This is a genomic window from Nocardia sp. CA-290969, from assembly GCF_050936135.1.
Taxonomy (GTDB): domain Bacteria; phylum Actinomycetota; class Actinomycetes; order Mycobacteriales; family Mycobacteriaceae; genus Nocardia.
In genome coordinates this window covers 5,913,850-5,939,761 of the sequence record NZ_JBNJNJ010000001.1, presented here as the reverse complement: position 1 = coordinate 5,939,761, position 25,912 = coordinate 5,913,850, and the positions used below count along the sequence as shown (strand labels likewise).

Annotated in this window: 22 protein-coding genes and 1 tRNA gene; 11 read left to right on the top strand and 12 right to left on the bottom strand. The window is 68.2% G+C overall.

All coding sequences use genetic code 11. The annotated features are described in order from the left end of the window. Window positions 1–114 precede the first annotated feature (114 nt). Entirely contained in the window at window positions 115–690 is a 576-nt protein-coding gene (locus tag ACQEVO_RS26945) for a TetR/AcrR family transcriptional regulator (protein ID WP_432923025.1), read from the bottom strand. A gap of 90 nt (window positions 691–780) precedes the next feature. Here ACQEVO_RS26945 and ACQEVO_RS26940 point away from each other — a divergent pair, with 90 nt between their 5' ends. Further along, on the top strand, window positions 781–2,103 hold the full coding sequence (locus ACQEVO_RS26940; RefSeq protein ID WP_432918708.1) for an oxygenase MpaB family protein: 1,323 nt from the start codon (window positions 781–783) through the stop codon (window positions 2,101–2,103). 115 nt (window positions 2,104–2,218) lie between these two features. Here ACQEVO_RS26940 and ACQEVO_RS26935 read toward each other — a convergent pair whose 3' ends face one another. Next, window positions 2,219–3,310: a CapA family protein gene (locus ACQEVO_RS26935; protein ID WP_432918705.1), complete on the bottom strand. Its 1,092-nt coding sequence runs from the start codon at window positions 3,308–3,310 to the stop codon at window positions 2,219–2,221. A 540-nt stretch (window positions 3,311–3,850) separates the two neighbouring features. Between ACQEVO_RS26935 and ACQEVO_RS26930 the strand changes: the two genes are divergently transcribed. The 3 genes from ACQEVO_RS26930 (at window position 3,851) to ACQEVO_RS26920 (ending at window position 7,222) form a co-directional block, all read left to right on the top strand. Continuing rightward, entirely contained in the window at window positions 3,851–4,897 is a 1,047-nt protein-coding gene (locus ACQEVO_RS26930) for a hypothetical protein (RefSeq protein WP_432918703.1), read from the top strand. Window positions 4,898–5,209: 312 nt separating this feature from the next. Next, window positions 5,210–6,418, top strand: a complete 1,209-nt coding sequence (locus ACQEVO_RS26925; RefSeq protein WP_432918701.1) for a hypothetical protein — start codon at window positions 5,210–5,212, stop codon at window positions 6,416–6,418. Window positions 6,419–6,700: 282 nt separating this feature from the next. Beyond that, window positions 6,701–7,222, top strand: coding sequence for a type VII secretion system-associated protein (locus ACQEVO_RS26920; RefSeq protein WP_432918699.1), 522 nt, complete (start codon window positions 6,701–6,703; stop codon window positions 7,220–7,222). Here the strand turns inward: ACQEVO_RS26920 and ACQEVO_RS26915 are convergent. Together ACQEVO_RS26915 and ACQEVO_RS26910 are read right to left on the bottom strand one after the other, a co-directional pair. Beyond that, window positions 7,154–8,884 carry a hypothetical protein gene (locus ACQEVO_RS26915; RefSeq protein ID WP_432918697.1) on the bottom strand — a complete coding sequence of 577 codons (1,731 nt, stop codon included), beginning with the start codon at window positions 8,882–8,884 and terminating at the stop codon, window positions 7,154–7,156. The genes ACQEVO_RS26920 and ACQEVO_RS26915 overlap by 69 nt on opposite strands. Before the next feature lie 11 nt (window positions 8,885–8,895). After that, entirely contained in the window at window positions 8,896–9,786 is an 891-nt protein-coding gene (locus ACQEVO_RS26910; RefSeq protein WP_432918694.1) for a hypothetical protein, read from the bottom strand. A 230-nt stretch (window positions 9,787–10,016) separates the two neighbouring features. Between ACQEVO_RS26910 and ACQEVO_RS26905 the strand changes: the two genes are divergently transcribed. Together ACQEVO_RS26905 and ACQEVO_RS26900 are read left to right on the top strand one after the other, a co-directional pair. Continuing rightward, a complete protein-coding gene (locus ACQEVO_RS26905) occupies window positions 10,017–10,196 on the top strand; it encodes a hypothetical protein (RefSeq protein WP_432918691.1) in 180 nt (59 codons plus the stop codon). A gap of 131 nt (window positions 10,197–10,327) precedes the next feature. Next, a complete protein-coding gene (locus tag ACQEVO_RS26900) occupies window positions 10,328–10,645 on the top strand; it encodes a DUF222 domain-containing protein (RefSeq protein ID WP_432918690.1) in 318 nt (105 codons plus the stop codon). A gap of 259 nt (window positions 10,646–10,904) precedes the next feature. On the opposite strand, the gene ACQEVO_RS26895 is transcribed toward ACQEVO_RS26900, so the two are convergent. Both ACQEVO_RS26895 and ACQEVO_RS26890 read right to left on the bottom strand, forming a co-directional pair. Beyond that, window positions 10,905–13,289 carry a glycoside hydrolase family 3 protein gene (locus ACQEVO_RS26895; RefSeq protein ID WP_432918687.1) on the bottom strand — a complete coding sequence of 795 codons (2,385 nt, stop codon included), beginning with the start codon at window positions 13,287–13,289 and terminating at the stop codon, window positions 10,905–10,907. 22 nt (window positions 13,290–13,311) lie between these two features. Next, entirely contained in the window at window positions 13,312–14,325 is a 1,014-nt protein-coding gene (locus tag ACQEVO_RS26890) for a hypothetical protein (RefSeq protein WP_432918685.1), read from the bottom strand. A 145-nt stretch (window positions 14,326–14,470) separates the two neighbouring features. Between ACQEVO_RS26890 and ACQEVO_RS26885 the strand changes: the two genes are divergently transcribed. Further along, window positions 14,471–15,715 (top strand): helix-turn-helix domain-containing protein, encoded by a 1,245-nt coding sequence (locus tag ACQEVO_RS26885; protein WP_432918682.1) that lies wholly within the window; start codon window positions 14,471–14,473, stop codon window positions 15,713–15,715. Between the two features lie 10 nt (window positions 15,716–15,725). Here the strand turns inward: ACQEVO_RS26885 and ACQEVO_RS26880 are convergent, their stop codons facing one another. Genes ACQEVO_RS26880 through ACQEVO_RS26870 form a run of 3 tightly spaced genes read right to left on the bottom strand, consistent with a single transcriptional unit; the run spans window position 15,726 to window position 18,492 of the window. Beyond that, on the bottom strand, window positions 15,726–16,340 hold the full coding sequence (locus ACQEVO_RS26880; RefSeq protein ID WP_432918679.1) for a DUF305 domain-containing protein: 615 nt from the start codon (window positions 16,338–16,340) through the stop codon (window positions 15,726–15,728). Further along, entirely contained in the window at window positions 16,337–17,887 is a 1,551-nt protein-coding gene (locus ACQEVO_RS26875) for an LVIVD repeat-containing protein (RefSeq protein ID WP_432918676.1), read from the bottom strand. Before ACQEVO_RS26875 ends, ACQEVO_RS26880 begins: the two co-directional genes overlap by 4 nt. Continuing rightward, on the bottom strand, window positions 17,884–18,492 hold the full coding sequence (locus ACQEVO_RS26870) for a TetR/AcrR family transcriptional regulator (RefSeq protein WP_432918673.1): 609 nt from the start codon (window positions 18,490–18,492) through the stop codon (window positions 17,884–17,886). Before ACQEVO_RS26870 ends, ACQEVO_RS26875 begins: the two co-directional genes overlap by 4 nt. 127 nt (window positions 18,493–18,619) lie before the next feature. Here ACQEVO_RS26870 and ACQEVO_RS26865 point away from each other — a divergent pair, with 127 nt between their 5' ends. Further along, on the top strand, window positions 18,620–19,735 hold the full coding sequence (locus ACQEVO_RS26865; protein ID WP_432918670.1) for a hypothetical protein: 1,116 nt from the start codon (window positions 18,620–18,622) through the stop codon (window positions 19,733–19,735). Then, window positions 19,735–20,817: a phosphotransferase family protein gene (locus ACQEVO_RS26860; protein ID WP_432918667.1), complete on the top strand. Its 1,083-nt coding sequence runs from the start codon at window positions 19,735–19,737 to the stop codon at window positions 20,815–20,817. Before ACQEVO_RS26865 ends, ACQEVO_RS26860 begins: the two co-directional genes overlap by 1 nt. 284 nt (window positions 20,818–21,101) lie before the next feature. Here the strand turns inward: ACQEVO_RS26860 and ACQEVO_RS26855 are convergent, their stop codons facing one another. Next, window positions 21,102–21,737 (bottom strand): TetR/AcrR family transcriptional regulator, encoded by a 636-nt coding sequence (locus ACQEVO_RS26855; RefSeq protein WP_432918664.1) that lies wholly within the window; start codon window positions 21,735–21,737, stop codon window positions 21,102–21,104. A 132-nt stretch (window positions 21,738–21,869) separates the two neighbouring features. On the opposite strand from ACQEVO_RS26855, the gene ACQEVO_RS26850 reads away from it, so the two are divergent. Next, a complete protein-coding gene (locus ACQEVO_RS26850; RefSeq protein WP_432918661.1) occupies window positions 21,870–22,643 on the top strand; it encodes an SDR family NAD(P)-dependent oxidoreductase in 774 nt (257 codons plus the stop codon). Window positions 22,644–23,094: 451 nt separating this feature from the next. Then, a complete protein-coding gene (locus ACQEVO_RS26845) occupies window positions 23,095–23,982 on the top strand; it encodes an exodeoxyribonuclease III (RefSeq protein WP_432918658.1) in 888 nt (295 codons plus the stop codon). Between the two features lie 7 nt (window positions 23,983–23,989). Here ACQEVO_RS26845 and ACQEVO_RS26840 read toward each other — a convergent pair. Then, a tRNA-Arg gene (locus ACQEVO_RS26840) sits at window positions 23,990–24,065 on the bottom strand. 79 nt (window positions 24,066–24,144) lie between these two features. Beyond that, on the bottom strand, window positions 24,145–25,605 hold the full coding sequence (locus ACQEVO_RS26835) for a flavin-containing monooxygenase (protein WP_432918655.1): 1,461 nt from the start codon (window positions 25,603–25,605) through the stop codon (window positions 24,145–24,147). Window positions 25,606–25,912: the final 307 nt, after the last annotated feature.

The following is a 25,912-nucleotide window of genomic DNA, read 5'->3' as shown; positions in this document are numbered from 1 at the left end:
GTCAGCCTAGTGGGCCGCTTCCGGACGGTCGGGGGAGGTGATCGGGAATACGCGTCCACGGGGCCGGGCGAGTTCCGGCGCCGCCGGTGGGCAGTCGCGCGGCGACCGGTGGGCCTACCGGATCCTCTGCAACAGTTCGGAGTTGAGCCGGCGTACCAGGGCACGTAGGCGTTCGTGGGTGGCCGCCTCGGGTTCGCTGAGTCGTAGTTGCAGCAGTTCGCGACCGGCCGCGTGGAGAACCCGGGCGGTGTAGCCGGGATCCTCGAGGTCCGGGTTGAATCGCAGTAATTGCTGAACGAAGAATTCGCGGACGACGACCTCGGATTGCGCGAGTCGTTCGTAGAGCGCCGGCGGTGCGCCCTGGGGCGGGAACAGGAACAGCCGCCAGGTCGCGGGGCGGGCGTCGACGGCGTGCAACAGGCTGTCGAAGGCTCGCAGAGCGGGATTGCCGGGCGATCCGTCGTCGCCCGCGGATACGGCCTCGGCGAACTGGGCGGCCGCACGTTCGGCTTCGCGGTCGATCAACGCGACGAAGAGGCCGGCGAGATCGCCGAACTGCTGATACAGCAGCGACCGATCGATACCGGCCGATTCCGCGATGCGTTGGGGAGTGGCGGCATGAAAGCCCTCGGCGTCGATGATCGCCTGCGCGACGTCGAGGATCTGCCCGCGCCGCGCTTCGGCGGGCATCCGCCGTCGGCGCTGCGAATTCATGCTTGACAGTTTAACTAACACTGCGTGAGTATTAACTCACACGTTGTGAGTTAATTGGAGGGCGCGATGCCTACGTACTACCCGGGGCTTGCGCAGCGTGTGCGCAGTCAGCGCGAGCTGCAACCCGGCCTCTACGGTGACCTCGACTTCGACAAGCAGCCGTACCGCCTGGTGACCGCACCGGGCGAGCCGTCCTCCCTGCCGCACGGGGTCGCCGACCGGGAATCGATCCTGGCCGACGACCGGGTCGTCGAGTTGATGTCGACGGCGACCATGCTGGGCGACGTCGTCGCCGACCCGTTCGCGGCGCTGACCGCCGAGTACAGCGTGAGCAGCCTGATCGCCATGGTCCGCCGCGCGTGCCAGGAGGGTCTGGACGCCGTACCCGACGCGCCACCTGAGCTGGTGTCGTTCATCTCCGCGATGGAGGCCACCCCGGAGTGGGTCGATCCGGAACTGGTCCGCCGCGGTGCGCGGGCGGCACGCACCCCGGCCGCGCTGCTCGCCCCGTTCGTCACCCGGGGCGCGTTCATCGCGACCTTCACCAACACCTATGCGGCGCTGCCGATGGCACTCACCGGCGCGTTGTCCGGCCGGCGCGCGGCCCGCCGCGTCAACGAAACGGCGTCGTTCTTCGCCGTCACCACCCTGCCCGGCGCGCTGGACCGCTACGGACCGGGATTCGAGGCGGCGGCCATGGTGCGGCTGATGCATTCGATGGTCCGCTACAACGCGCTGAAACGGTCCGAGCACTGGGATACCGATATCTTCGGCGTGCCGGTGCCGCAGGTCGATCAGATGCCGGCCGGGATGATCGACCTCTACCTCCTCGCCGTCCGGGTGCGCCGGCAGGGACGTACCGAGTTCACCGCCGAGGAGCGTGCGCAGGTCGAATTCAGCCGCTACCGGTGCTTCCTGCTCGGGCTCCCCGAGGAATTGCTGCCGACCACACCCGCCGAGATCATCCAGGTATTCCACGCCCGCGCCGCACTCCTGCGGGACGGCTTCGACGACGCCACCTGCGGCGAACTGATCCGCTCCACCATGGCCGCCTACCTGCGGCCCCGCGACACCCGCTACGACCGGATCGCCGACGCGGTCGAAAAGAGCTACAGCAAGGCGGGTTTCGTGCTCGCCTTCTGCCGCGGCAGCCTGCGCATCGCCCGCGGTATGGGCGTCACACTCGGCCCGGCCGATGTCGCGCGGATCGCCGCCACCGCCCCCTTCATCCTCGGGCGGCTGCTCCTCGTGGACGCCGCGACCCGTATCCCGCCGCTGGCGAAGGTAGTCGACCGCTACCTCGTCCGGCTCATCGAGCGCAGGCTGGAGACCTACGGCAATCCCGAATTCGTCAGCGACGCGCGCACCTACACCCCGGTCCTGGGCTGAACCCGGCGCGACTGCGGCCGCTCGTCGCCCGGTTCCGCCGAACTGCGAAGGGCTGCCTGATCGGAGGTCGCGAACGGTCCGACTTCGTACGATGAGCAGAGACGCCGGCGGGCGGTTACCGGTATGCGGTCAGCAGTCCCTCCGGTTCGGTGCCGATTCGTGTCCCGTACCGGCTGCTGATGTCACCGAGCACGGTTCGTAGCCACTGGGTATCGGAGTCACCGGCTCGCTCGAGTTGGATACGCCGGATACGCAATGGCAGCATGCGCACGATGGCGGGTCCGCCCGGGTCGAGGGTGACCAGATACAGCAGCCGCAACTCCGGCCGGTAGGACTCGTGGCCGCCGATGCCCTCATAGTCGTCGATGACATCGCCGCAGCCGTACAGGATGGGTTTGCCCCGGTAGATCTCCAGAGCGCGGGGGTGGTGTGCGGAATGGCCGTGCACGATATCGATTCCGGCGTCGATCAGCCGGTGCGCGAATTGCCGCTCGCTCAGGCCGGTTCCGTAACCCCAGTTGGGCCCCCAGTGCACCGAGACGATCGTGCGGTCGCCGCTGCGGAACGTGGGCGCGAACCGGGCGGCCACTTCGTCGGCGTGGTGCACCGACGGATGGTCGATCAGCCAGACCCCCGGGCCGTTTCCCGCGGCCCAGCTTGCGGGAACGCCACTGGACGGGGTCGATACCGACGCGATCAGCACCCGGTGCCCACCGGGCACCGGCACCACCGCCGGACGCTGTGCGGCCGCGAGGTCCGCACCCGCACCGGCGGCGCCGATATTCGCACCGGCCAGCGCGTCGAGGGTGTCGGCCAGTCCACTCGTGCCGAAATCGAGACAATGATTGTTGCTCAGCGCGCAGGCATCGGGACGCAGTGCGGTGAGTGCCGGCAGGTTGCCGGGGTGCATCCGGTAGTGGACCCCTTTGCCGGGGGCGAAACCGCCGTCCGCGGTGATCGCGGTTTCCAGGTTGACGAGCCGGATATCGGGCGCGAGTTCGTCGAGGATATCGAGCACCTCGCCCCATGGCCGGGTGAAACCGTAGGGCCGCGGGATCGGGCCGTTCGCTTGTTCGGCGAGTTCGACGTAGCGGCGGGCATCCCGGACGCACGGTTCCTGGAGTTCCGGGTGCCCGGGTCGCGGCAGGAGCTGATCCACGCCACGGCCGAGCATGACGTCACCGCCCAGCGCGACAGTGACGGTCATGGCGCCGCCGGACTCCGCGATATCGGCTCACCCGCCTACGCCGGCCCGGGTCGGCGCCCCGGTACCGATTGCCATAGGCAAACGCTATCACTGGACGTTTGTGTGATCCAGCAGTGGCCGGAGCGGCTCGGGGGCGGACTGTGGGCCGCCGCTTCCTGGCCGCCCGGCGCACGTGTGGTCACGCCTGGGTGAACCGGGACTCCCATCGACGCGGTGTGATCATCCGCGGACTCGGTGTCCCCGGTCACCGAGTCGAATCGGGATGCCGAACGTGTATCCGGTCACAGGAGAATTCGGAACCTCGACGGTGCGATGTATCGAAACCCGATGAAAAGTCCTTGTTAACACAGTATTTCGTGATGCCGTCCCGGTTTCGCCCGGCGCTATATTACTGAAAAGTATTGTGGCCCAGCTCTCTTGTGGCCGGAATGCCGCCCGACCTGCGGGTGAGGTGTTCTATGCTGGACGACGTCGACGACGACAAGCTCAGCGGGGAAGCGATATTCGCGCCCCATTCAATTCGCGCGGTAAGGCGAAACGGTGGACCACGAGGTCGAGACCAGAAATACTTCGGAATATTCACTCCACACCCCTTCGGGAAATGTCGATCGACCGAGTTCCGAATTCCGATGCGATTGGAAATTCTGGTCCGTAGCCGCACTCAGCCTGGCCACCTTCGCGCTGCTGTTCCAGCCTTGGCTGACCGCCTCGGGTCCGCACGGCGAGGTCCGCAGCGATGCGTTCGGCCGGCTCGACGGTTCCGTTCCCGTGCTCCGCAGCGCCGGTGAGCGCCTCACCGAACATGTTGTCTCCATCAGCGGATTGTGGGGCGCACTCGCCGCCGCCGCCGCATTGCTCACCGTGGCCGGGCTCTCGCTGTACCGGAAGTCGCGCGCCGGGCTGTTGCTCGCAATCGGCGCCGCGGCGGCCAATGCCGTATTCGTCCCGGCGGCGCTTCTGCATCTCGACGGTAAAGCGCCGGAGCTGCGCGCGATGACCGAGGACCACGACGAGCTCAGAACCGCCCTCGGCGATATCGTCGATACGGTTTTCGGCAGCGGGTCCGGCGTCGCGGCGACGCAGCAGGCGGCCACCGCCGCCGTGACGAACCAGGGACTGATCTGCGGGTTCCTCGCGGTGATCACGGCCGTCATCGCCCTCGGTATGCGGGGCCCGGTCCGTGCGGCGGTCGTCGATGCCCGCGCCCACGAAGAACTTTCCCGGCGGCCCACCGCCCACGAAGCGGGTGACGGCCGTGACGTCGTCCACGACACCGCGCCGGTACAGGAACCGCGCCTCGTACTCGTCGTACCGGGTGGACAGCGTCCGGTCGGCCGGACGGAGCCGGACCAGGCCGACGAACAGGATTGTCACGACGAAGACGGCAAGCAGCGCATCCTGCCCCGGGCGGTACCCCGCCGCAGCGACACCCAGGTCGGTTACCCGCGCCGGGAACGGCAGACGACTCGGCGTGCCCGGCCGCGTCCGGTGAGCCGGGCGGCCGCCCAGCCGGCCGGCGGCGCACTCCGGAACGGCCGCTCGGCCCAGTCCTCGGCCGGCGCCCAGCGCCAGATCGCGCAGTGCTGACACCCCGGCGACCCGGTGAGCGGCGTACTTCCGCTGCCCACCGGGTTCGCCGTTCCCGATACCGGCACCCGGAACTCTGAGCTGCGCCGAGCGCGCGGAGACCACGGACAATTGCCTACCGGTTGCTGTTTGGGCGATTCGTGCCCGCTCCACTAGTCTTCCGGATGCGGAAATTGTGCACGAACTGTTGTCTCCCATTGCGCTCGAGCGTAACCACCGATATGCCCGAAGGGTCTGTGGCTCAGTGCGTCTCCGGCTGTCCGCCCGTCCCCGGCCGTCGCGGTATGCGCTCGGCAGGACGAAAGGACATCGGTGTCAGTGACCACCCTGCGGCACGACCACCCGGTCCGGCTCACCGCGGCAGCTGCCCTTTTCGTCGCGGTGGCCGGCTGCTCGTCGGGGGAGGCCGTATCGACGGACGGCTCCACCGGAAGCCCGTCGCCGTCGCCGGTCGCACCCCCGCCGGAACATATGGCGAACCTGCTGCCGGGGATGCCGCCGCCACCGCGACCCGACGATATCTACGCCGCCAACCGGAAATTGAGCCCGGCGGTCGCCGGCCACCGGGAACTGGTGTACGTACCGAACAGTGAATCCCACGATGTTTCGGTGATCGACCCCGCGACCTTTCGGGTAATCGACACCTTCCCGGCCGGCGGGGTGGAACCGCAACACGTCGTGCCGTCCTACGATCTGCAAACCCTGTACGTCACCAACGATCTGCCGATCGGCGGTGGCAGCCTGTTGCCGATCGACCCGCGCACCGGCAAACCCGGCGCGAGCTTCCCGGTGCGGGACCCGTACAACATGTATTACACCCCGGACGGCCAGTACGCCCTGGTCGTCGCCGAGGCGGATAAATCCCTCGACTTCTACGATCCGCGCACCTGGGAGAAGAAGCACGCTGTGCCGGTCCCGGACTGCGCCGGAGTCGATCATATGGACTTCACCGCCGATGGCCGTTTCGCCTTGGCCAGTTGCGAATTCGCCGGGCGCATGGCGGTCGTCGATATCGCCGCCCGCGCACTGGTACGTACCATCGACCTGCCCCACGCACCGTCCGGTATGCCACAGGACGTCAAATTGTCCCCGGACGGCCGCACCTTCTTCGTGGCCGATATGCACGCCGGCGGTCTCTACACCTTCGACGCGCTGACCTTCGACAACACCGGGTTCATCCCCACCGGCGCCGGCACCCACGGCCTGTATGTAACCCGTGATTCGAAACAGCTGCTCATCACGAACCGGGACGAAGGCAGTATCTCGGTCTGGGATTTCGCGGCCGGCGGCCTGGTGCACAAATGGTTCCTGCCGGACGGTGGGAGCCCGGATATGGGCAATCTTTCCGCCGATGGACGGACATTCTGGGTCTCCGGCCGAAAACACGGCGAGGTGTACGCGATCGATATCGCCGAGTGGAAACTCCTGGCCCGTATCCCGGTCGGCCGGGGCCCGCACGGTCTCACCGTCTGGCCGCAACCGGGCCGCTACTCCACCGGGCACACCGGCGTCATGCGATAGCCCAAGAGGCTTGTGCGCCAAGCGCCGGCACCGGCTTGCCGTTGCAGCCGGCGACCGAGGTGACCGCACCGTCCGCCGATTCGGTCGACCTGCCGATCGCGCCGGGCTCCTCGGCGAACGAAGCGCAGGGCATGCAGCAGCTCGCCCAGATGCTGGCAACCCTCTCCGCTGCCTGACCTCGGCGGCAACTGCCCGGCCCGGCCGTCCCTCCGGCTCCCACCGGAACGGCGGCCGGGCCGTTCGTTATGGTCGGTCCGACACCACGATCCGGAGGGCATTCCCATGGCCGAGCCGCCACCCGAGGCGATCCGGCAGGGCGACTGGTTCCTGCTGCTGGACCCGGCATACCGGCCGGAACCGGCGGATTCGGCCCTTCCGGTTGCGGGGATCGTGGGCGGATGGATGGTGACCGCCGAGGGTGTCGTGGGGCCGTTCGAGCCGAATCCCGAGTACATACCGGCGGACGAATCGTCCCCGACCGATCCGGTGGATTCCATCCTGCGGCGTATCGCGTCGGGCGAGCAGCTCGCCGAGGACCTGATCGAATCGTTGCGCAACGCCGTGGTCGAAATCGGCTGCGACGAGGAGGGGCGCCCGCTGATAGGTACCGCGCCCGATGGTGCCTATTGTGTGGTGATCGCAACGGCCGGAGCGCAGAAGCGTGCGGTGGAGGTGGACCGGTGGTGGCCCGTTCTGGGCGATGAGCTAGCGGATATCGTTCCGCCGGACACGGATCTACTGTTGAACCCGGGTGGTGTTGCGCCGTTCCGCCTCACTGCCGGCGCTCTCCGGCGGACGGGCTGAGACCGCGGCGTCCATTGTTTTGCCGTCACCGTGACCTGATTCGTCAGCTGCGGCAGTGGTCGGTTCTCCGGTTTGCCGAATGGATACCGTCGGTGGCGTGCCGATCTCGGGCGGCGCCGAGACAGCCGTCGCGGGCCGGGCCCATGGCGCACGCTCGACAGCCGGTTTCTCGCTCTTCGATCTACCTTTCGTCCAGGGAGTTCGCCGCACCGCGCCGGTGCTGTGGTGTGGCGGCCGGCTGTTCGTTCGCTCGGTCACGGTGGGCTCCGGATCGGCGGCCCGCCCCGCAGTAGACCGCCTGCCGGACCGGCTCGGTGGGTTCATGCCGGTGGCCGCTGGGGTTGCGCTCGCGTTTGCGGTAGCTGCCGCCGGGCCGCCGGTCCCGCCGGCGCCGGGACCGGGAGAGTCGTTCCGGGGCTCCGGAAAGCCTGCTCGGGTCGGGAGTTCTGTGGCGCCGCCGAACGGTTCGGAAGCGGCGGGTACGGATGCGCCGATTCGTTCGTCCGGCGCGCCGATGCCGGGACTCTCTGTCGGCAGGCGGCCCGGCGCTGGATTGCGTGAGGTTTCCACCTCGGCGGACCCTCGCGGTTCGGTTCGGTCCGCCGCCGGGCGCATCGGTCCGGCGGATGGGTCGGCCGGTGCGCCGGCCGCGCTGCGGGCGGGGAGAGCCGTATCGGCGTGTGCTGTTCGCTCAGCGACCGGTGTTGTCGCCGAGATCGGGCCGGGCTGCGCCGCAGCGGCCTCTCGGGTGAGTTGGTCTTCAGTTCTTGCGCCGGGCGTCCGGGGAACTTCGTGGGCCGCGCTCCCGGCGGCAATGGACAGGGGAGAATGCCCGGACGGTGTCCGTGTCTGCTCGAGCAGGGTGCCTTCTGGTGCGGGTGGGGCTTCTGCCGTGGTCCCGGAGCCGATTCCGTTCGCCGATGAGGCAGGTTCGTCGAGTAGGCCGGACCGGCTACCGTCGCCCACCTGGGCGAGGTTCTCGGTGAGCCGGGCATGATGCTCGGCGATATCGTCGCCGAGACCCGCGATCGCATCGGCATATCGCCGTGCCCCCGCCGGATCCAGCCGCAGCTCCGCCGGAGTCCCGCCGACGTCGAGGGCCGCGGCCGCCACCCGGTAGGCGAAATCGCCGATACCTTCGACGACATCGCGGACCACGTCTTCGAACTCGGTCACGGCCAGTTCGAGGAGCTCTCCGAATATGTGCTCTTCGACCGCGATCTTCAAGGCCAGCACGATTCGCCGTACCGCCGCGGCGACCACCGGCTGCAGTGTCGCGCCGACGCCCGACACCAGCAGCGCGCCCGCCGCGGTGAAGAGGGCCGCGAGCTCGGCGACGGCCACCGCTTTGAGTGCGGCGATCATGGTGCCCGCCACATCGAGTACACCCGCGACGGTTGTTCCCCCCGTGCGCAGGGCCGACATATGGGTGCTGTCGACGGCCGCCCATTCGGCCAGCAACAGCTGGTAACCCCGACCCGAATACTCCGCTTCCAGCGCGGACATGTAGTCGTTGGCCGACCGTAAGGTGTTGTCCAGGTCGGCGACGAAGGTCCGGATGTGCCCGGCGGTCTCGTGGACCTGGTCTTCGTCCACGTTGATCCACGGTATGCCGAGAACGTTCAGGAATACCGCGACGCTGTCCGGAAGTACGACACCCACCGTGGATTCCGTCAGGTCCCGCCGGCGGCCGGTGGGGGCGCGGCTCCAGGTTTTCGGAATCGCTCCCACAAGGATTCCGTGGAATCACCGGCCACAGGGTCGACCTCGACGCCGACCAGCGAGGATTTCTCATCGCCGCGCAGTGAAGTCCGCGTCATGACCTCGCCCTTGGCGGCATAGATATCGTTGGACAGCGCCCCTTTCGTATGCAGATGTTCGGCCAGGGTTTTCGCGGCAACACCGCCGGTCTCGGCCGGGCTGCACGACAGCAAGACGAACGGGCTGTCCGGGCGGGACAACAGCGCACGTTCCAGATGTTGATTGTCCGCAATCAACTCGCCGTAGGTCGGGCCGTCGATCTGGACAACCGAGGACGACCATCGGCCGGTCTTGATCTTCACATCGAAGGTCCGGCTGCGGGCGTGGGCGTGGATGTAGATCGGTTGCTTTCCCGGGGAGTCCGTAGCCCACGGCGCTTCGCGGCGCCGGCCGAACGCCCAGGAAGGCTTCCGTGCTCCGGGAGTCTTGTTCCAGAAGGCATAGTGCACGAAATCGGCGGAGCGTAGATCGGCTCGTGCCCATCTCTGTTTGCTTTCCGCGTCGCCGCGCCTGGACGGGAAGGAAACCCCGATGACCTCACCGTCGCGATTCCGAAGCGGCACATTGACCACGTCTTCGGCACGGAACAACCGGAAGTTGCCCGCGGCGTCCGTTCCGACCAGATTGCCTTCGCCGCGTACGGTCCCGATCGAACGCGCGCCGGAATCATCGGCGGATTCGAGCCGGGTGACCTGCCCGCGTAGCCGGTCACCGGTGTCCCTGAGATGGTTCGTGCCGGCCCGCGCCGCCTTCCCGGCTGCCGCGTCGAGTCGCCCGATCACCCGGGCCAGTCCCACGAACACAAGCGGCCCCTCATTGCCACAGCAGAATGGACCAGCTCCTGCTATGCGGTCACACTCTTGGGGAAGCCGGTTGGACAAGACAGCGATCACCAGCCGGAACCCGTATGCACGATTATCGAACAATTCCCAATGTTGGGAAGGATCGGGGAATCTGCCGCCGGATCCGGATCGTCGCCGGAATAATCCCCGCGGCGTTGCCACCCGCAGTGTCGGCGGAGGACACTGGAGGAATGGTTGACAGAGAGCAGCGCACACCGTTCTACGGGGTGGTGTTGATTCTCGCGGCGCTCGGTGCGGCGATGGCGGTCAGCTACTACGGCCCGACGTGGTTCCGCGTCACCGTCTACATCCTCGCGATATTGGTTTTCCTGGTCGGCGGCGTGATGACCTTCCGGGACTACTCGCACTGACGCCGTGAACGCGGTCGCGTCGTCCCGCTTCGCCGGGGCGGCGAGCACGGGCGCGCCGGCTGCCCGGACACGACCCGGCGGTCGGGGCCATCTTCGAACATATGTTCTATGTGTGCGGTAAGCTCCGCGGGGTGAACACACATTCGACTGCACTGGCACCGCACGCGCCGGCCCGGAGATGGTCGGAACTGGCCGATGTCGACTTGCTGCGCACTCTCGTCGAAACCGAGCGCCACCGGCGGCGGCTGGGTGCCGCCATGGTCGCCGCCGTTGCCGGGGCCGAGCGCCGTGGTCTCGCTGCCGACACCGGCTATCGGGACACGGCAGAGCTACTGAGTGATCTGCTGCGGATCAGTACCTCCGAGGCGCGCCGGCGAATCGAATGCGCCGCTCCGCGGGCCCGATCGCGTTCCCGGAAGGCGTGGCGAGCGTTGGCGGCAGTGGGCTGAGGCAACGGCGAATATGGTCATGAACCGGGAAGAACTGCCTGTAGTTCACCGACCTGCGGTTTCATGATTCAGGCTTGGCGGGATCGCAGGGGTGAAGCTGTTATGAACGCGCCCGGGCTACCCGATCGTGCCCTTGTGCATAGTGCCCCGGTGGGCACTATGCATCCAGGCGTGAGCTGAGCAAACCGTTCACTGCAGGCCAGGCGGGTGTTCGCATACGCCTCGGCCTGCGGTTTCCGAGGACGGTCGAGCAGTTGGGTCAGGAGACGTAGGCGGTGTGGGGGAGATCGGCGACCGAGGCGCCTACCTGCAGGGTGAATTCGCCCGGCTCGGTCTCCCAGCCGTCGGGTCCCCAGTGCTGGAAGGCGCGGTCGGGCAGGGAGATGGAGACCGTGCGGGATTCGCCCGGTGGCAGGGTAACCGCGGTGAAGCCGGCGAGCCAGCGAACGGGACGGTCGATAGTGCTGTCCGGGCGTGAGAGGTACGCCTGCACAACGTGTTTGCCCTGGCGATCACCGGTGTTGGTGACCGTCACGGAGGCGGTGCGTCCCGCGACGACGAGGTCCGCGGTCGACCACGTCGTGTAGCCGAGGCCGTGGCCGAACGGATAGGCGGGTTCGGTACCCGCTCGCAGCCACGCGCGGTAACCGATGTGGATGCCCTCGGTGTAGCCGAGGACACCGTCGACGGGCGTGGTGTTCACGACCGGGACGTCGGGCATGGTCCCGGGCCAGGTGGTGGGCAGCCGGCCGCCGGGTTCGGCGGCGCCGGTGAGCACATCGGCCAGCGCCGCGCCGAATTCCTGGCCCGGGAACCAGGCCAGCAGCACCGCGGCGACGTCGTGACGCCACGGCATCTCGACCGGCGCACCGGAATTCACCACCACGACCGTGCGCGGGTTCACCGCCGCGACAGCGGCGACGAGGTCGTCCTGCCGGCCGGGCAGTCGCAGGGTGGTGCGGTCGACGCCCTCACTCTCGATCTGCTCCGTGGTGCCGACCACGACCACGGCCACCTCGGCCGCGCGCGCCAGGTCGATCGCTGCCGCGAACTCCTCGTCGTCGTCACGCTGTGGGCGCCGGATACCGAGGGTCGCGCCGAGAATGATGCCGAGGCCGGGCATCGCCTCCTCGATGCCGGTCACGAGCCGTACCTCGACCTCGTCGCCGGCGGCCAGCGTACGAGTCACGTGACGCTGGGGCGGGTTGAGCAGGGCCGCCGCCGGATCGCCGGAATCCAGGGCCACGTTCTCGTCCAGTACGGTTTCGCCGTCGATATCGAGCCGGATATGGCCCACGCTGCCGAAGCCGATCTGCCAGTCACCGGCCGTGTCGGCACGCAGGCGGGTGACCATCTCGACCGTGTTCGACTGCGCGGCCAGCGGTTCACCGAGCAGCACGAGGCGGCTCGTGGCGCGGTGCTGGACGCCGAGCACGGTGTTGTCTTTCAGGTATCGCGCGGACAGTCCCGGTTCGCCGGTCTCGGGATCGGTCATGAGCGCCAGCGGGGCGGGTATCAGGTCTTCGGACAGGTGGACACCCGCGGTGTGGGTGAGCGGCAGGCGGCCGGTCAGGCCCTCGATCGGGGTGCTGGTGTGACCGGGGATCACGGTCGCGCTGCCGCCGCCGAGGAAACGCGGTTCGCCCGCCGACGGTCCGAGCAATGCGACGGTCGTGTCCGGTGCCAGGGGCAGGATGCCGTCGTTGCGCACCAGAACCATGGCCTGGGCGGCAACCCGGCGGACCAGGTCCTGGGCGTGCTCGTCGGTGAAAACAGGTGTGGGCCGAGGGGTTCCGTCCAGGGCGCCGACGCGCTGGGCGAAGCGCAGGATGCGGCGCACCTTGTCGTCGATGGCCGATTCCGCGATCTCGCCGGCGCGGACGGCGGCGGCGAGCGGCTCACCCCAGAGGTAGGGCGGGCCGGGCATGCACAGGTCGGTGCCCCGTGCCGCACTTTCGGTGGTGCGGACGGCGGTCCAGTCCGAGACCACCACGCCGTCGAATCCCCACTCGCCCTTGAGCGGTTCGTCGAGCAGCGGGTTTGCGGTCATGGTGGTGCCGTTGACGGCGTTGTAGGCGTCCATGATCATCCAGGCACCGGCCTCGACGGCGCGCTCGAACGGGTAGAGGTAGAGCTCACGCAGTGCCCGGTCGTCGACGCGGACGTCGACGGTGAAGCGATCGGTCTCGGAATCGTTGGCCACGTAGTGTTTCGGGCATGCGCTCACCCCGTGCGCCTGCACGGCCCGCACGTAGGCCGCCGCCATCTCGGCGGTGAGCAGCGGGTCTTCGGAGAAACACTCGAAATGCCTGCCGCCCAGCGGGGAGCGGTGCAGGTTGATCGTCGGTCCGAGGACCGCGTAGACATCTTTGCGCCGGGCCTCGGCGGCGATGAGTGCACCGATCTCGGTGAGCAGCGCCGGATCCCAGGTCGCGGCGACAGCGGTTCCCGAAGGCAGGCTCACCGACGGATCGCGTTCGTCCCAGTTCTCGCCGCGCACACCGGAGGGACCGTCGGAGACCGGCATCTCGGCGAGTCCGATCGCGGGGTTACCGGCCATCCGGAACAGGCTCGCGCCGGAGATCAGCCGGAGCTTGCCGTCCAGATCCAGCTCGGCGAGTAGTTCCTCGACGTGGTCGTCCATGGAATGTGCAGCCTTTCCTCGGTCAGCGGGTGATGGTGCTGGCTTGATCGGACCAGTGGGGGTTGTGCAGGAGTTCGCCGGTGCCGGCGAGGAATGCGGTGCGGGCGGTGGGATCGCCGCGCAGCCGGTCCATGAACCAGGCGGTCAGATAGCCGAGATAGCGGTAGACGCCCTCGGTGCAGCTGAAGTTGGTGCAGTCCGGCTGACCCTGGACGTCGTTGTGCTGGGCGCCCACCACCGCGGCGCGGGCCTTGGGCAGACCGGCGGGCAGTGCGTCGTAGTAGGCCTGCATCGACTGCAGTCCGATCAGCTCCGGCGGGAGTTGCTGGGTCGCGGGCGAGATACCGTCGGCCGAACCGTTGATCAGCAGCACCGAACCCGAGGTCACCGTGGCGGGATCGATACAGGTGCTCTGGCCGGCGACGGACGGCAGCGCCGCGCAGGCCGCCGACAACGGCATCTCCAGGGTCACCGCGGTGCGGACGGCGCCGCCGCCGCGCGCGAGCGCGTTGATCGCGCCGAGGCCGCCCTGTGAATGCCCTGTCGCCCCGGCTGCGGTGGTGTCGATCTTGCCGTGGAAGATGCTGTTCGGGTCGCTGTTCTGCCGGGTCAGGTAGCGCACCGCGTCGAGCATCTGAACGCCGGTGCCGGTGTCGGTGCGGTCGGCGGCGATCACCACGAATCCCCACGACGCGAGGTGGGAGAGCAGATACGCGTATTCGCGCGGATGGGCCATGGTGCCGTTGCCCCAGGTGATGACCGGGTGGACGATACCGCCGGCCCCGAGATCGGCCGGATACCAGATGTCGTAGCTGTCGCCGGTCGACGTGCAGCAGTCGACGCCGGTGCGCTCGGCCACCGCCCAGGGGCCGGGCGCGTAATAGGTGGTTTCGACCTGGGCGGCGGGCTGGTAGGACGGTGCTGCCGCCGCCGGTGTCACCCCGGTCGCCGCGGCGACGAGCAGCGCGAGGGAGGTCAGCGCGACGCGCGCACCGCCGCGCCGGCGCCGGCCGGGCAGGACAGTTTCGTTGCTCACGATGTCGGACGATAGGGGGACGAACGGCTGGGCAGGGCACGTCGCCCCTTATTGCAGACTGTTTGCAGACACCTCGCGCGGGAAAAAACCGGCGACGTATTCTCGGGAAGATGAACGAGCCGGCCCGCACTGTCGCGGACCTCGGATGAGCGAGGTCGGCGCGGCGCTGCGGGTCGCACGGACGGCAGCGGGGATCAGCCTGCAGGGCATGGCTGCGCGTACGAACTATTCCAAGCCGTACCTGGGCCAGCTCGAGACCGGAGCGCGCGTGGTACGTGCCGAGCACGTGGCCGCCTACGAGAAGGCGCTGCACACGCCGCTGGATCACCTGCGCGCCCGGCTGACCGTCGAATCGGTCACCGAGTCCGATGATCTGCCCGGACAGCTGTCGTCGCTGCTGTGGCCGCCTGCCGCGCAACCGGGCGGCAATCAGGCCGGCTTCGCCGCGACAGAGCTGGCGGCCGCCGAACAGCTCGCGATCTGGGCCCGGAACAGGCAGTGGGGCGACGGGCAGGCGCCGCGCCGCGCCGTCACTGCCTGGTTGTCGTCGAATCTCCCTCGCTTGCAGCAGCTTTCGGATGCACACCGGCACGGACGCGCCCTGCGGGCCGGCGCGGAACTGGCCGATATCGCCGCCGCTATGAGCTGGGACGTGGAGGACATCACTGCCGCGGGCCGGTACTCGGTCGCCGCCGCGCGGCTGGCCCATGCTGCGGGCGATACGGTGCTGACCGCCGCGATCCTCGCGGAGTCCACCTGGCAGCTCCTCGACAGCGGTAGGCCGGCGGAGGGCCTGGAGGTGGCCCAGCTCGCCCAGTATCTGTCGCGGCGTACGGCGACACCCCTGCTGCGGGTCGTCCTGGCCGAGCTGGAGGCGTACGCGCACGGCATTCTCGGTGAGCAGGCCGCGTTCCGGCGCGCGATCGTCATCGCCGCCGAATGCCGTGGTGAAGCCACCGCGACCGGAGTCGGTGACGACGCCGCCGATCGCAGTCTCACCGCGGCGACCATTGCCATGCTCCTCGGACCGCGCCGGGATTGGCCGGGGCCGGGGCAGCAGTCGCGGCTACTCGGCGCAAGCTGTCGCCGACTCCGAGCCACCCGCCCCGACCTGGCCCGGATCGCCTTCGGCGAGGTTCGCCCACCGCTGCCGGAGAAATTCCTGTCACCGGCGATGGCCGCGATCTCCGCGGCCCGCCTGCAGTTGATGCTCGGCGAGCCCGAACACGCGGTCGAGCAGATCGGTCCGGCGTTGTCGCCGGCCGGGCGCCCCACCGGCCGCACGGCCGCTCGGCTGTCGGATTTCCTGCACGAGTCGGCCGAGTTCGCCGCGGTCCCGGCCGTCGGACAGGTTCGCGCCACGATCCGGGAGCTGGTCGCGCACCCCTGAGTCCGGCTACTCAGCCGGTCGCGGGGGCGCCGCCCCGGGTGAGCAGCAGACCGATGAGCCCCGACTCCTGGCTCTGCGTGCTGATCATGTCGCGGGCCGCCTGTTCGACCGGTCCACCGGTGAACAGCTCATCGAACATCTGGGCCATGGCGACCCCGCCTTGGTGGTGGCCATACATCAGGCGCAGAAACATCGTTTCGGCGTCGGTGCCGCGTGCCAGAGCGAGGGCGTCGAGGTCGGCGCGGGTGGCCATGCCGGGCATGGTCGTGGACGCGGCGGAGTGATGGCCGGGGGGCATCCACGACATCGGGTGCGGGTTGGCCGGTGTTGCTCCGGCCAACCGGAGCCAGCCGAGCATCATGCCGATCTCCAGGCGCTGGGCGTCGGCGATCTGGTCTGCCAGTCGCCGCACGGTGGGGTCGACGTCGGCGGCGAGGCGATCGACCATGGCCAGCGCTTGCTGATGGTGGCCGGCCATATCCTGCACGAAACCGATTTCGGTGGGAGTCAATACCGGTGCGGGGGTGACCGTCTCGGAGATCAGGAGCGGCCGCATAGCGGCGCCGAGTACCAGCAGGAACAGGGTCGCGGCGGCCGCGGCTCCGAGCAGCACCCGCCGGCTCATGAGCCGACCGTCGAGCGCTGGTCGGCGGGTGGGGTGTACACCTCGCGGGACAACTCCAGGGTGAGCAGGCCGTTGTCGGCGCAGGCGGCCCACAGCTGATTACCGCGCCACACAGGGGCGGAGAAGCACCAATCGGTGGAGAGGTCGCCGAAGGCCACGTCGCCGGTGCGCGAGCTGCGCGCCTGCTCGGGATCGAAGGCGCCCGACTCGACGGCCTGCATGACCGAGGGTGCGCTGAGCAGCGGAACACCGATGATCGAGGCGAGTGCGTGCGGGGAGTTCCACAGTTCGGCGTTCTGACCGGTGCGCGCGGGCGGGTTGTAGTAAGCGATCTCGCGCACCTGGAGCGGGTCGCGGACATCGAATACCCGGATACCGGAGGAGATCCAGCCACACGCCAGCGCGGTGGGGTTCACCGGGCGGTCGGCGGAGCAGTAGTGGGCGTCGTAGGCGAACAGTGAGCCCCCCATGCCGGAGGCCATCGCGCTGTCGCGGTGCTGTGACAGGTTGATCTCCAGTTTGATCGTGTTCACCACGCGCGGATGCGTGTCGTCGGAGATGTCGATGACTTTGACGCCACCGGATCCGGCCTCGTCGGCGCTGAACAGATAGGGGACCCCGTCGTAGTTGACGGGGACGTTCTGCTGGGTTGCCCAGCCGTCGGTCCAGGTCAGCTGGGCGATGATCGGCACCTGCGGGTCCGGGTCGCGCCGCTGCACCGCGGAGGTGTCCAGGATGGTCAGCCCGCCCATATTGTTGGCCAGATACAGGCGGTTGCCGTCGGCGCGCAGGCCCATGCCGTGCATGGACTGGCCTGGCATGCCCTGCCAGATCACCCTGGGGTCGGCCGGATCGGTCAGGTCGACGGCGCTGACGATGCCCGGGATGACGCCCGAGGCCCAATAGGTGCGGCCGTCGGGGGAGAAGCCGCCCTCATGTGCGGTGATCGGGACCGGCAGGCTCAGGTCGGTGCCGGGGCCCGGGTTGAGCAGGCGCGGGTGCGCGCAGTCGGAGATGTCGTAGACCGAGATCAGCCCGGCGCCGGTGAACGCGGGAGCCCCGGTGCCGACCAGCAACTTTCGTTCGGCATTGACCTTGAGACTCTCCCAGGTGCCCGCCAGCATGGCCGGTTCGGTGAGTGTGGCGGTGAGCACCGGATTCGCCGGATCGGCGACGTCGATCACCTGCACGCCCTGTGCGGGGCCGAGCAGATTGCCCGGGAAGAAGCTGCCCAGATAGACACAGTGGTCGAACTGCGTCGAGGTGATTCCGGCGCCGCGGCCCGCGTAGCCGCCGATGCGGCTGAGGTTGCACCGGTATCCCTGGGTGCTGCGGCCGCTGTCGCGGTCGGCGGCGGGCACGTCGCCCTGCAGGCCGGGTTCGGGGAGGGCGTCTCCTGCGCAGGTGGCACGCGCGACGGCGGTATCGGCGATATCGCGGTTCTCCAGCACGACCCCGGAGGAGCCGGGCTGTGCGATACCGATGGCGGCGGGAACCAGCAGCACGGCCGCCGTGGCGACGAGCAGACGGCGACAGGGAGTTCTCATCTCGCACTTTCGTGGTGAGTAGCCAAGGTGACCAGGGCCGCGGCGGTCTGGCGGCAGAACTGTTCGCCGTCCTCGTCGCCGCGGGTGAGAGCGCGCAGCAGCGTGGCGCCGCGCAGGAATTCGAAGATCAGGTCGGGGTCGCAGCCGGGGGGGACCTGGCCGGATTCGATCGCCGCGTCGAGCGTGGCGCGCAGGGCGAGCCGTGCCAGGTCCTCGCCGCGTTCGCGCAGCCGGCGGTAGCTCTCCTCGTCGTCGTGATAGGCCGAGAGCAGACCCGGGATGCCGGAGCGGGCCGCGGGGTGGGTGGCGGCGGCGAAGAACAGCCGGGTCCACGCGAGCAGATCCGCGCCGATGTCACCGGTGGGCTGCGGGACCGCGCCGGTCTCGAGTGCGAAGATCGCGTCCTCGACGAGGTGGATCTTGTTCGGCCACCGGCGGTAGATCGAGGTGGCGACGACCCCGGCTCGGCGCGCGACGCCCTGGATCGTCGTGGCCTGAAAACCCTGTTCCACCAGCAGTTCCTGGGTGGCGCGCAGGACCTGTTCGTCCAGCTGCGGGTCGCGTGGGCGGCCGGGTCCCTGCCGGACCTCGCTCTGTTCGGTCACCGATCACTCCTCCTTCGATGTGGGCAGAGCGTAGCCGAGATCCGATCTTTTTAAAAACGCGTCATGGTGTATTCGAATTAGCTAACTTGAAACGTGTTCCGCCCCCACTTCGCGAAGGAAGCACCCCATGCTGACTCCCCAGGACGAACTGCTCTGTCATCAACTGCCCACGACCTTCGACCACGTCGCCCAGAGCGATCTGCGCTGGACCGAGCGCATCGTGCTCTACGGCTTCGACACCACCGGCCGGGTCAGCGTCATGACCGGGATGGCGCGCTACCCCAACCGCAACGTCATGGACGCCTACGCCATGGTCACCGTCGACGGCAAGGCGCACGTGGTCCGCCTGTCCCGCGAGATCGGCGGCAACTACGACGACCTCGGTGCCTGGCAGGTCGGGCCGTATCGCTACGAGATCACCGAACCACTGCGCGGTGTGCGCGCCACCCTCGGCGACAACGACCACGGCCTGCGCCTCGAACTGAACTTCCGCGGTCGGTTCCCCGCCTACGAACAGGAACCCGCCTTCTTCCGCACCCGCGGCCGGGTCCGCGAGGACGCGCGACGCTACTACCAGAACGGCGAGATCTCCGGCCGGCTCGAGGTCGACGGCGAACGTATCGACATCGATCCGAACACCTGGTGGTTCGGCCGCGACCACTCGTGGGGTACCAGGCACGGCGGTGGCGGCGGAAGTCTCGGCGAGGGTGAGGGCTTGCAGCCCTCCGAGATCCCGGACGGCGTCCTGTACTTCATGGGCATCTTCCAGTTCGACGACGAACTGGTGCATTTCGCGCAGCGTGAGACCGCTGACGGGCAGCGCTGGCATTTCGAGGGCTCCATCCAGCGGCCCATCGAGGCGCAAGCACCGGTCGTGCCGATCACCGGCGTGACCCACGACCTGCGGTTCCGTGACGACTTCCGGATCGTGTCCGAGGGTGGCTTCACCGTGAACGCCGCCGACGGCAGTTCCCGCACCTTCGCCGTCAGCGCCCTACAGGACTTCTGGCCGGGGCTCGCGGGCTACGACATGTATCGCGGCTACGCCTCCGGCATCTGGAAGGGCCCGTCCTACAGCGACGGCTTCACCGTCGACCTGAACGATACCGACGAACTGCGCCAGGTCAGCATGCTCACCGAGACCTTCTGCAGGATCGAGAGCGGCGACGGAAAGGTCGGATACGGGCTGGTCGAAATGGTGTTCATGGGTCGCAATGCCCGCTACGGATACGAGGGTTACTGATGACCACTCGACCCACGGCAGACGACCTGCCGGCCGCCGTCGTCCCCGCGCTGCGTGCCGGATTTCCCGGTGCTGACTCCATCCGGGTGGCGAATTGGTCGGCCAGCCCGCGCGGGCTGGCGACCGAGACCTTCCTGTTCGACCTCGAACGCGACGATGTCGAACCGGTCCCGCTGGTGCTGCGGCGCCCGCCCGAGGTGGCGTTGTTCCCCGACTACGACCTGCTCCGGCAGGTGCTGGTCATGCGCCGCCTCGCCGATACACCCCTCCCGGTTCCCACCGTCCGCTGGCTGGACCGCGGCACCGAAGCGCTCGACAGTCCGTACTTCGTGATGGACCGGATCGAGGGCAGCGCGCCCGGCGACCTGCCGTCCTACCATTCGGCCGGGCTGTACCTCGACGCCGAACCGGCCCAGCGGACAACGATGTGGTGGGGTTGCGTCGACACCATAGCCGAAATCCACCGGCTCGACTGGCGCACACTGAATCTGGACTTCCTGTCATTCCCGCAGTTCGGTACCGCGCCGCTCGAGCAGATGATCGGCTACGTCGACGCTGCGCTCGACTGGGCATCCACCACCCAACCACCCGCGCTGCGCCGGGCCGTGGAATGGCTGCGCGCCAATCTGTACGAACCCGAGCACATCACGCTGTGCTGGGGTGACGCCCGCATGTCGAACATCCTCTACGACACCGAATTCCGGGTCACCGGTGTCCTCGATTGGGAGATCGCCTACCTCGGCGACCACGAAGCCGACCTCGCCTGGATGCTGTTCCTGGATTGGGCGTGCTCGGAATTCCAGGACACCGAACGGCTTCCGGGAACACCGACCCGACAGGAGACGATCGCGCGCTACGAGCAACGTAGCGGGATGACGGTGCGCAACCTGCGCTACAACGAGGTACTGGCGGCGGTCCTGCTCAGCATCCCACTCCTGCGCATGGCGCACCGGCTACAGCTGCCACCGGAGACCGATGTGACCGCGTTCTGCACCGCACGGATCGAGCAGTTGCTCTCCGACGCCCAGATGAGTTATTCCGAGGGGGCAACCGCAGAGCGGCTGCCCCCTTGTGGCCGATGATTTGTAGGCGGTCGGTGAGCGGGGTGCCGCGGCATGCTGTCTGCGGACCTGTCGCGCCCACGCTCTCGACTGACGGCTTCGCGTCTTCCAGCCCTGTGATGTCCCGTCCGGCGGCGAGCCGCACGATCACGGCATTGGCACCACCCGAGTTGACGGCGGGCGGATGGATCGAGCTGCGTCTCCCTGTCGTCAAACGAACGTTTGACGACAGCTACGGCCCGCACGGCCGCTGCTCCGCGAGCCCTCCAGCGCTGGGGCGGCGGCGTACGAATTCCAGCTTTGGGTCAGCCTGGTTGATCGGAGGCGTACCGGGCGAGCGTGGTCTCAACCGCCTGCTCGACGGCGTAGCGGATGTCAGAGGCTGAGGGGTCCCAGTCGGTCAGCAGCATGCGGGGCCACAGGACGTAGTTGGCGATCATCCCGAGGAACTGGTTGGCGGCGCTCTCGGCGTCCGGGACATCGGCGTTACCGGCCTCGTGCTCCGACTCCAGGTAGTGCTGGACCGAGGTGAAGTAGGGCAGCTTGCCGAGCTGGAACTGCATCCGCCCCAGTTCGGGGAAGCGGGGCAGCTCGGCGATGACGATGCGGAACAGGGCTGTCATGCGGGGCCGGCCGATCAGGTCGGCGTAGCGATGGCCGATGGAGGTCAGGCCGGAACGCAGGTCTCCGGCCTGAGGCCGTGCGACAGCGCCTCCGGCGTCGCGCTGCCAGGACTCGGTGACGATGGCCTCGAAAAGGGCTGCCTTGGTGGGGAACTGCTTGAACAGGGTGGACTTCGAGACTGCCGCCCCTTCGGCAATGCGGGCGAGGGAAGTGCCGTCGTAACCGCGATTCAGGAAGAGGTCCGTGGCGGCGGAGATGATCGCCTCACGCTTTTGCTGGGCGAGGCGGCGGTGATGTGCGGAGAGCTCTGCTGCCATGCGTGCAGTATGCCCTAGCTCCGAGGCGAGTCACTTGACTCGCCTCCTTTGGTCTGCCTACAGTGCGATGAAAAGGCGAGTCAAGCGACTCGCATCTGATTGTGGCGCCCGCCGTCTCTCGGGTGCCGTGCAATGAGGGAGCAGCTGATGACAGTCGACAGGATCGCTTTGGTGACCGGTGCGAACCGTGGCCTGGGTCGGAGTACGGCTCTTGCCCTGGCGGCGCGCGGAGTGCGGGTCGTGGTCACCCATCGCGGTGATGCGGCCGGGGCCGAGGAGACGGCGCAGCAAGTGCACGCTGCGGGCGGGACTGCCGCTGTCGTGCGTCTCGACATCAGCGACGTCTCTTCTTTCGGAGCCTTCACTTCCGAGTTGAGCGGACTGCTCGAGCGGTGGGGGGTTTCGCGGCTCGATATCGTGGTCAACAACGCGGGGGTGGGTGTCTTCGGCCCGCTGGAAGCGGTCACGGCCGACGACTTCGACACGGTGTTCGGCACGAACGTGCGGGGCACGTTCTTCCTCATCCAGTCGCTTGTGCCGTTGCTGGCGCAGGGCGCCCGCGTCATCAACGTCTCGTCGTCGTTGACTCGCCACACCAGTCCTGCGACCTCGGTCTACTCCGCCTCGAAGGCCGCCGTCGAGGCCCTGAGCCGCACTCTGGCCGCAGAACTCGGCCCCCGCGGCATCCGAGTCAACTCCATTGCCCCGGGGCCGACCGCCACCGACTTCAACGGCGGTGCCATGCGCGATGACGCCCAGATGCGCCAGGGTCTCGCCGGGCAGACCGCGCTCGGCCGCGTCGGCGAACCCGAGGAGATCGGCGCCGCCATCGCCACGCTGGCGTCGGAGGGCCTGCGCTGGATGACCGCCCAGCGCATCGAGGTCTCCGGCGGCGCCCTCCTCTGATCGACCCGGCGAGCCTGTCCCGGGCCGCGCCGGATTCATTCCGCGGGAGTCTCGTCCTCGTCCAGCTCTGGGGCATCCGGGTCGCGCATGGGCGCCGGCGGCTGGGGTCGAGACGGAAAAGTTATTGCGGCCGAGCAGGTTCGGGTTGCGATGCTCGAGCGGGGAGAGCCGGGCGATGTCCTCGCCCCGGATCTCGTGGTCCTCGGCACGGAGCCGGGCGACGGCGGCGTCGACGTAGCGGGTTGTCCAGAGTGACCGAAGAAACACTCCCCGACGCCGCCACAGCCGCCGCCCCCCTGACCCCCGCTGCTACCCCCGAAACGGGGCCCGTACCGCCACCAGCCCATAACGGTGGCGGCACGGACAGGATTCGAACCCGCGGCATCCTGGTTTCAGGTCGTGTATTGGAGCTGCCCGGGCGGGTGACAGGGGTCTCCGGCACAGTGTTGCCATGGGTTCGTCGGTCGCTGACTCTTTCACTGTCGCCACATTCAACGTCAACGGAATCCGCGCGTCACGTCGTCGTGGATTCGACCAGTGGTTGCGGGGCCGGGCGGCGGATGTGGTTGCGCTGCAGGAGTTGCGTTGTTCCGCAGCTGATGTGGGAACCTTCCCGGGCTATTCGGCGGCAGTGGATGACGGTTCCGTGGCCGGTCGCAACGGTGTGGCCGTATTGACCAAGGTTCCCGCCGCTGCCGTGCGGACGTGGGTGACCCACCCACCCAGGGCCCGCGGACTCGGTGAGTTCACCGCACAGGGACGTTATATCGAGGTCGACCTGGCCGACCGCCCGGTGACGGTGGCCTCTCTGTATCTCCCCAAGGGTGGTCTGCCCGCGCATCTCCAGCGCCCGGGATCGATGCGCGAACAGCCCGATGGTGGGGTCAAGTACGAACGCAAGCAGAGGTTCCTCGCTGCGTTCGCCCGCGAAGTGCACCGGAATCGGCTCGCTGCGCTGGGTGCGGGACGTGAGTTCGTCCTCACCGGGGACCTGAACATCGCGCACACCCGGCACGATGTGACCAACTGGCGTGCCGCCCGCACGATGGACGGCTTCCTGCCCGCCGACCGCGAGTGGTTCAGTGCGGTTCTCGGCAGGCGCCGGCTCGTCGACGTGGTGCGACAGGTGCACGGCGATCGCCCGGGTCCACTCACCTGGTGGAGTTGGGCGGGGCAATCGTTCACCAAGGATGTGGGTTGGCGAGTGGACCACCAACTCGCGACACCCGGCCTCGCCCGCCTCGCGACGTCTGTCGTCGTCGACAAGGAACCGTCACCCGCCGAACGCCTCTCCGATCACGCGCCCCTCGTAGTGACCTACTCGGCGATGCCCGACTGAGAAGTTCTGGTGCCCTCGGCAGGATTCGAACCTGCGACACCCGCTTTAGGAGAGCGGTGCTCTATCCCCTGAGCTACGAGGGCCGGGCCGGGGGCCGGTGGGCAGGAGTCTACCGGGTGACCCGGCGTGGGGCCGCATCGTAGGTTCGGCGGGTGGTGGAGTTCAGGATGCGGCCGTGGTTTCGTAGTCGGCGGGGTCGAAGCGGCGGGTTTTCCAGCGGTAGAGGAGAGTGGCGCCGGGCCAGTTGTTGGTGATGCGGCCCGAGGCGTTGCGGTACCAGCTGGAGCAGAAGTTCCACGGGGTGTCCTCGAGGCGTTTCTGCAGCCAGTCGTCCCAGCGCTGTTCGGTTTCCGCGCGGGCGGCCAGGCCGCGGTCCGGGTGCCGGCGCAGGTGTTCGACGGCCTGGCGGATGTAGCGGGCCTGGGATTCGAGCATGTAGACGATCGAACCCGAGCCCACATTCGTGTTGGGGCCGTACATGAGGAAGAGGTTGGGGAACTTCGGAACCGAAACGCCCAGGTAGGCGCGGGCGCCCTCGGCGGCCCACGCGTCGGCGAGTTTGCGGCCGTCGGTGCCGTAGACGTTCATGGGGGCCAGGAACTCGGTGCCCTTGAAGCCGGTGCCGTAGATGATGACGTCGACGTCGTGGTGGATACCGTCGGCGGTGCGCACTCCGGTTGGGGTGATCTCGGTGATCGCGTTGGTCTCCACGGTGACGTTCGGCCGGCCGAGGGCGGGGAAGTAGTCGTTGGAGAACAGGGCGCGTTTGCAGCCGGCGGCGTAGTCGGGCGTGAGCTTGTCGCGCAGGATCGGGTCGGGGATCTGCTTCGCGCGGTGGCTTTCGGCGACCTTCAGGACGGGCGCCTGGATGCCCTGCAGATCGGTGAGGGCCAGTGCCATCACTTCGAAGAACAGCCACCAGCCGAGGCGTTCGGCCCAGCGGACCGGGGGGAGGTACTTGAAAACGGCGTGGTGGCCGGCGGTGTATTCGGCGTCCGGTTTCGGCAGTACCCAGGCCGCGGAACGCTGGAAGAGGGTGAGGTGTTCGGTGAGCGGCTGGATTCGCGGGATGTACTGGATCGCGCTGGCGCCGGTGCCGATGCAGGCGACGCGTTTGCCGGTGAGGTCCACCGAGTGGTCCCATTCGGCCGAATGGAAGGCAGGGCCGCTGAAGGTGTCGATACCGGGGATATTCGGCAGCGCGGGGCGGGAGAGCTGGCCGACCGCGGAGATCAGGACGTCGGTGATGAGCAGCTCGCCGCCGGTCGTGCGGATCTGCCATTTCGCCTGGGCCGCATCGTATTCGGCGTCGCTGATCTCGGTGCCGAAACGAATCTTGCGTTCGAGATCGTATTTGCCCACGACACCGCGCATGTAGTCGTGGATATCGGCCTGCTCGGAGAAGCGCCGGGGCCAGTCGGAGCGTGGTTCGAACGACCACGAATACAGCGGCGACGGCACATCGCAGGCGGCGCCGGGGTAGGTGTTCTCCCGCCAGACGCCGCCGAGATCCTGGGCGCGTTCGACGATGACGAAATCGTCGATCCCGGACCGCAGGAGTTCGAGTCCCATACCGAGCCCACCGAACCCGGCCCCGATGATGATGATCGACGGCGTTGTCATATTCCAAGGGTAGGTCGGCGGACGGTTGCGCCGAAGGGAACGAAGGTCAGTGAATCGATATTTTCGGCCAGAATTTCCGGGTCGGCCCTTGCTGCGCGTGCATCTGTAAATGATCCGGACTCTCCGGCCGCGATAGTTCAGTTACTGAATAACCAGTGGTCGTGCGGCTGGGTGAGCGGCGCATTCATCCCATCAGTCGGTACATGAATTCGGGTCGTGTCTCGTTTGGATGTCATTTCGTTATCTGACTTGGCACCGGGCCGGATTGCGGGTTATCACAAGGGAGTGCTCGGCGGCGATGGCGCAA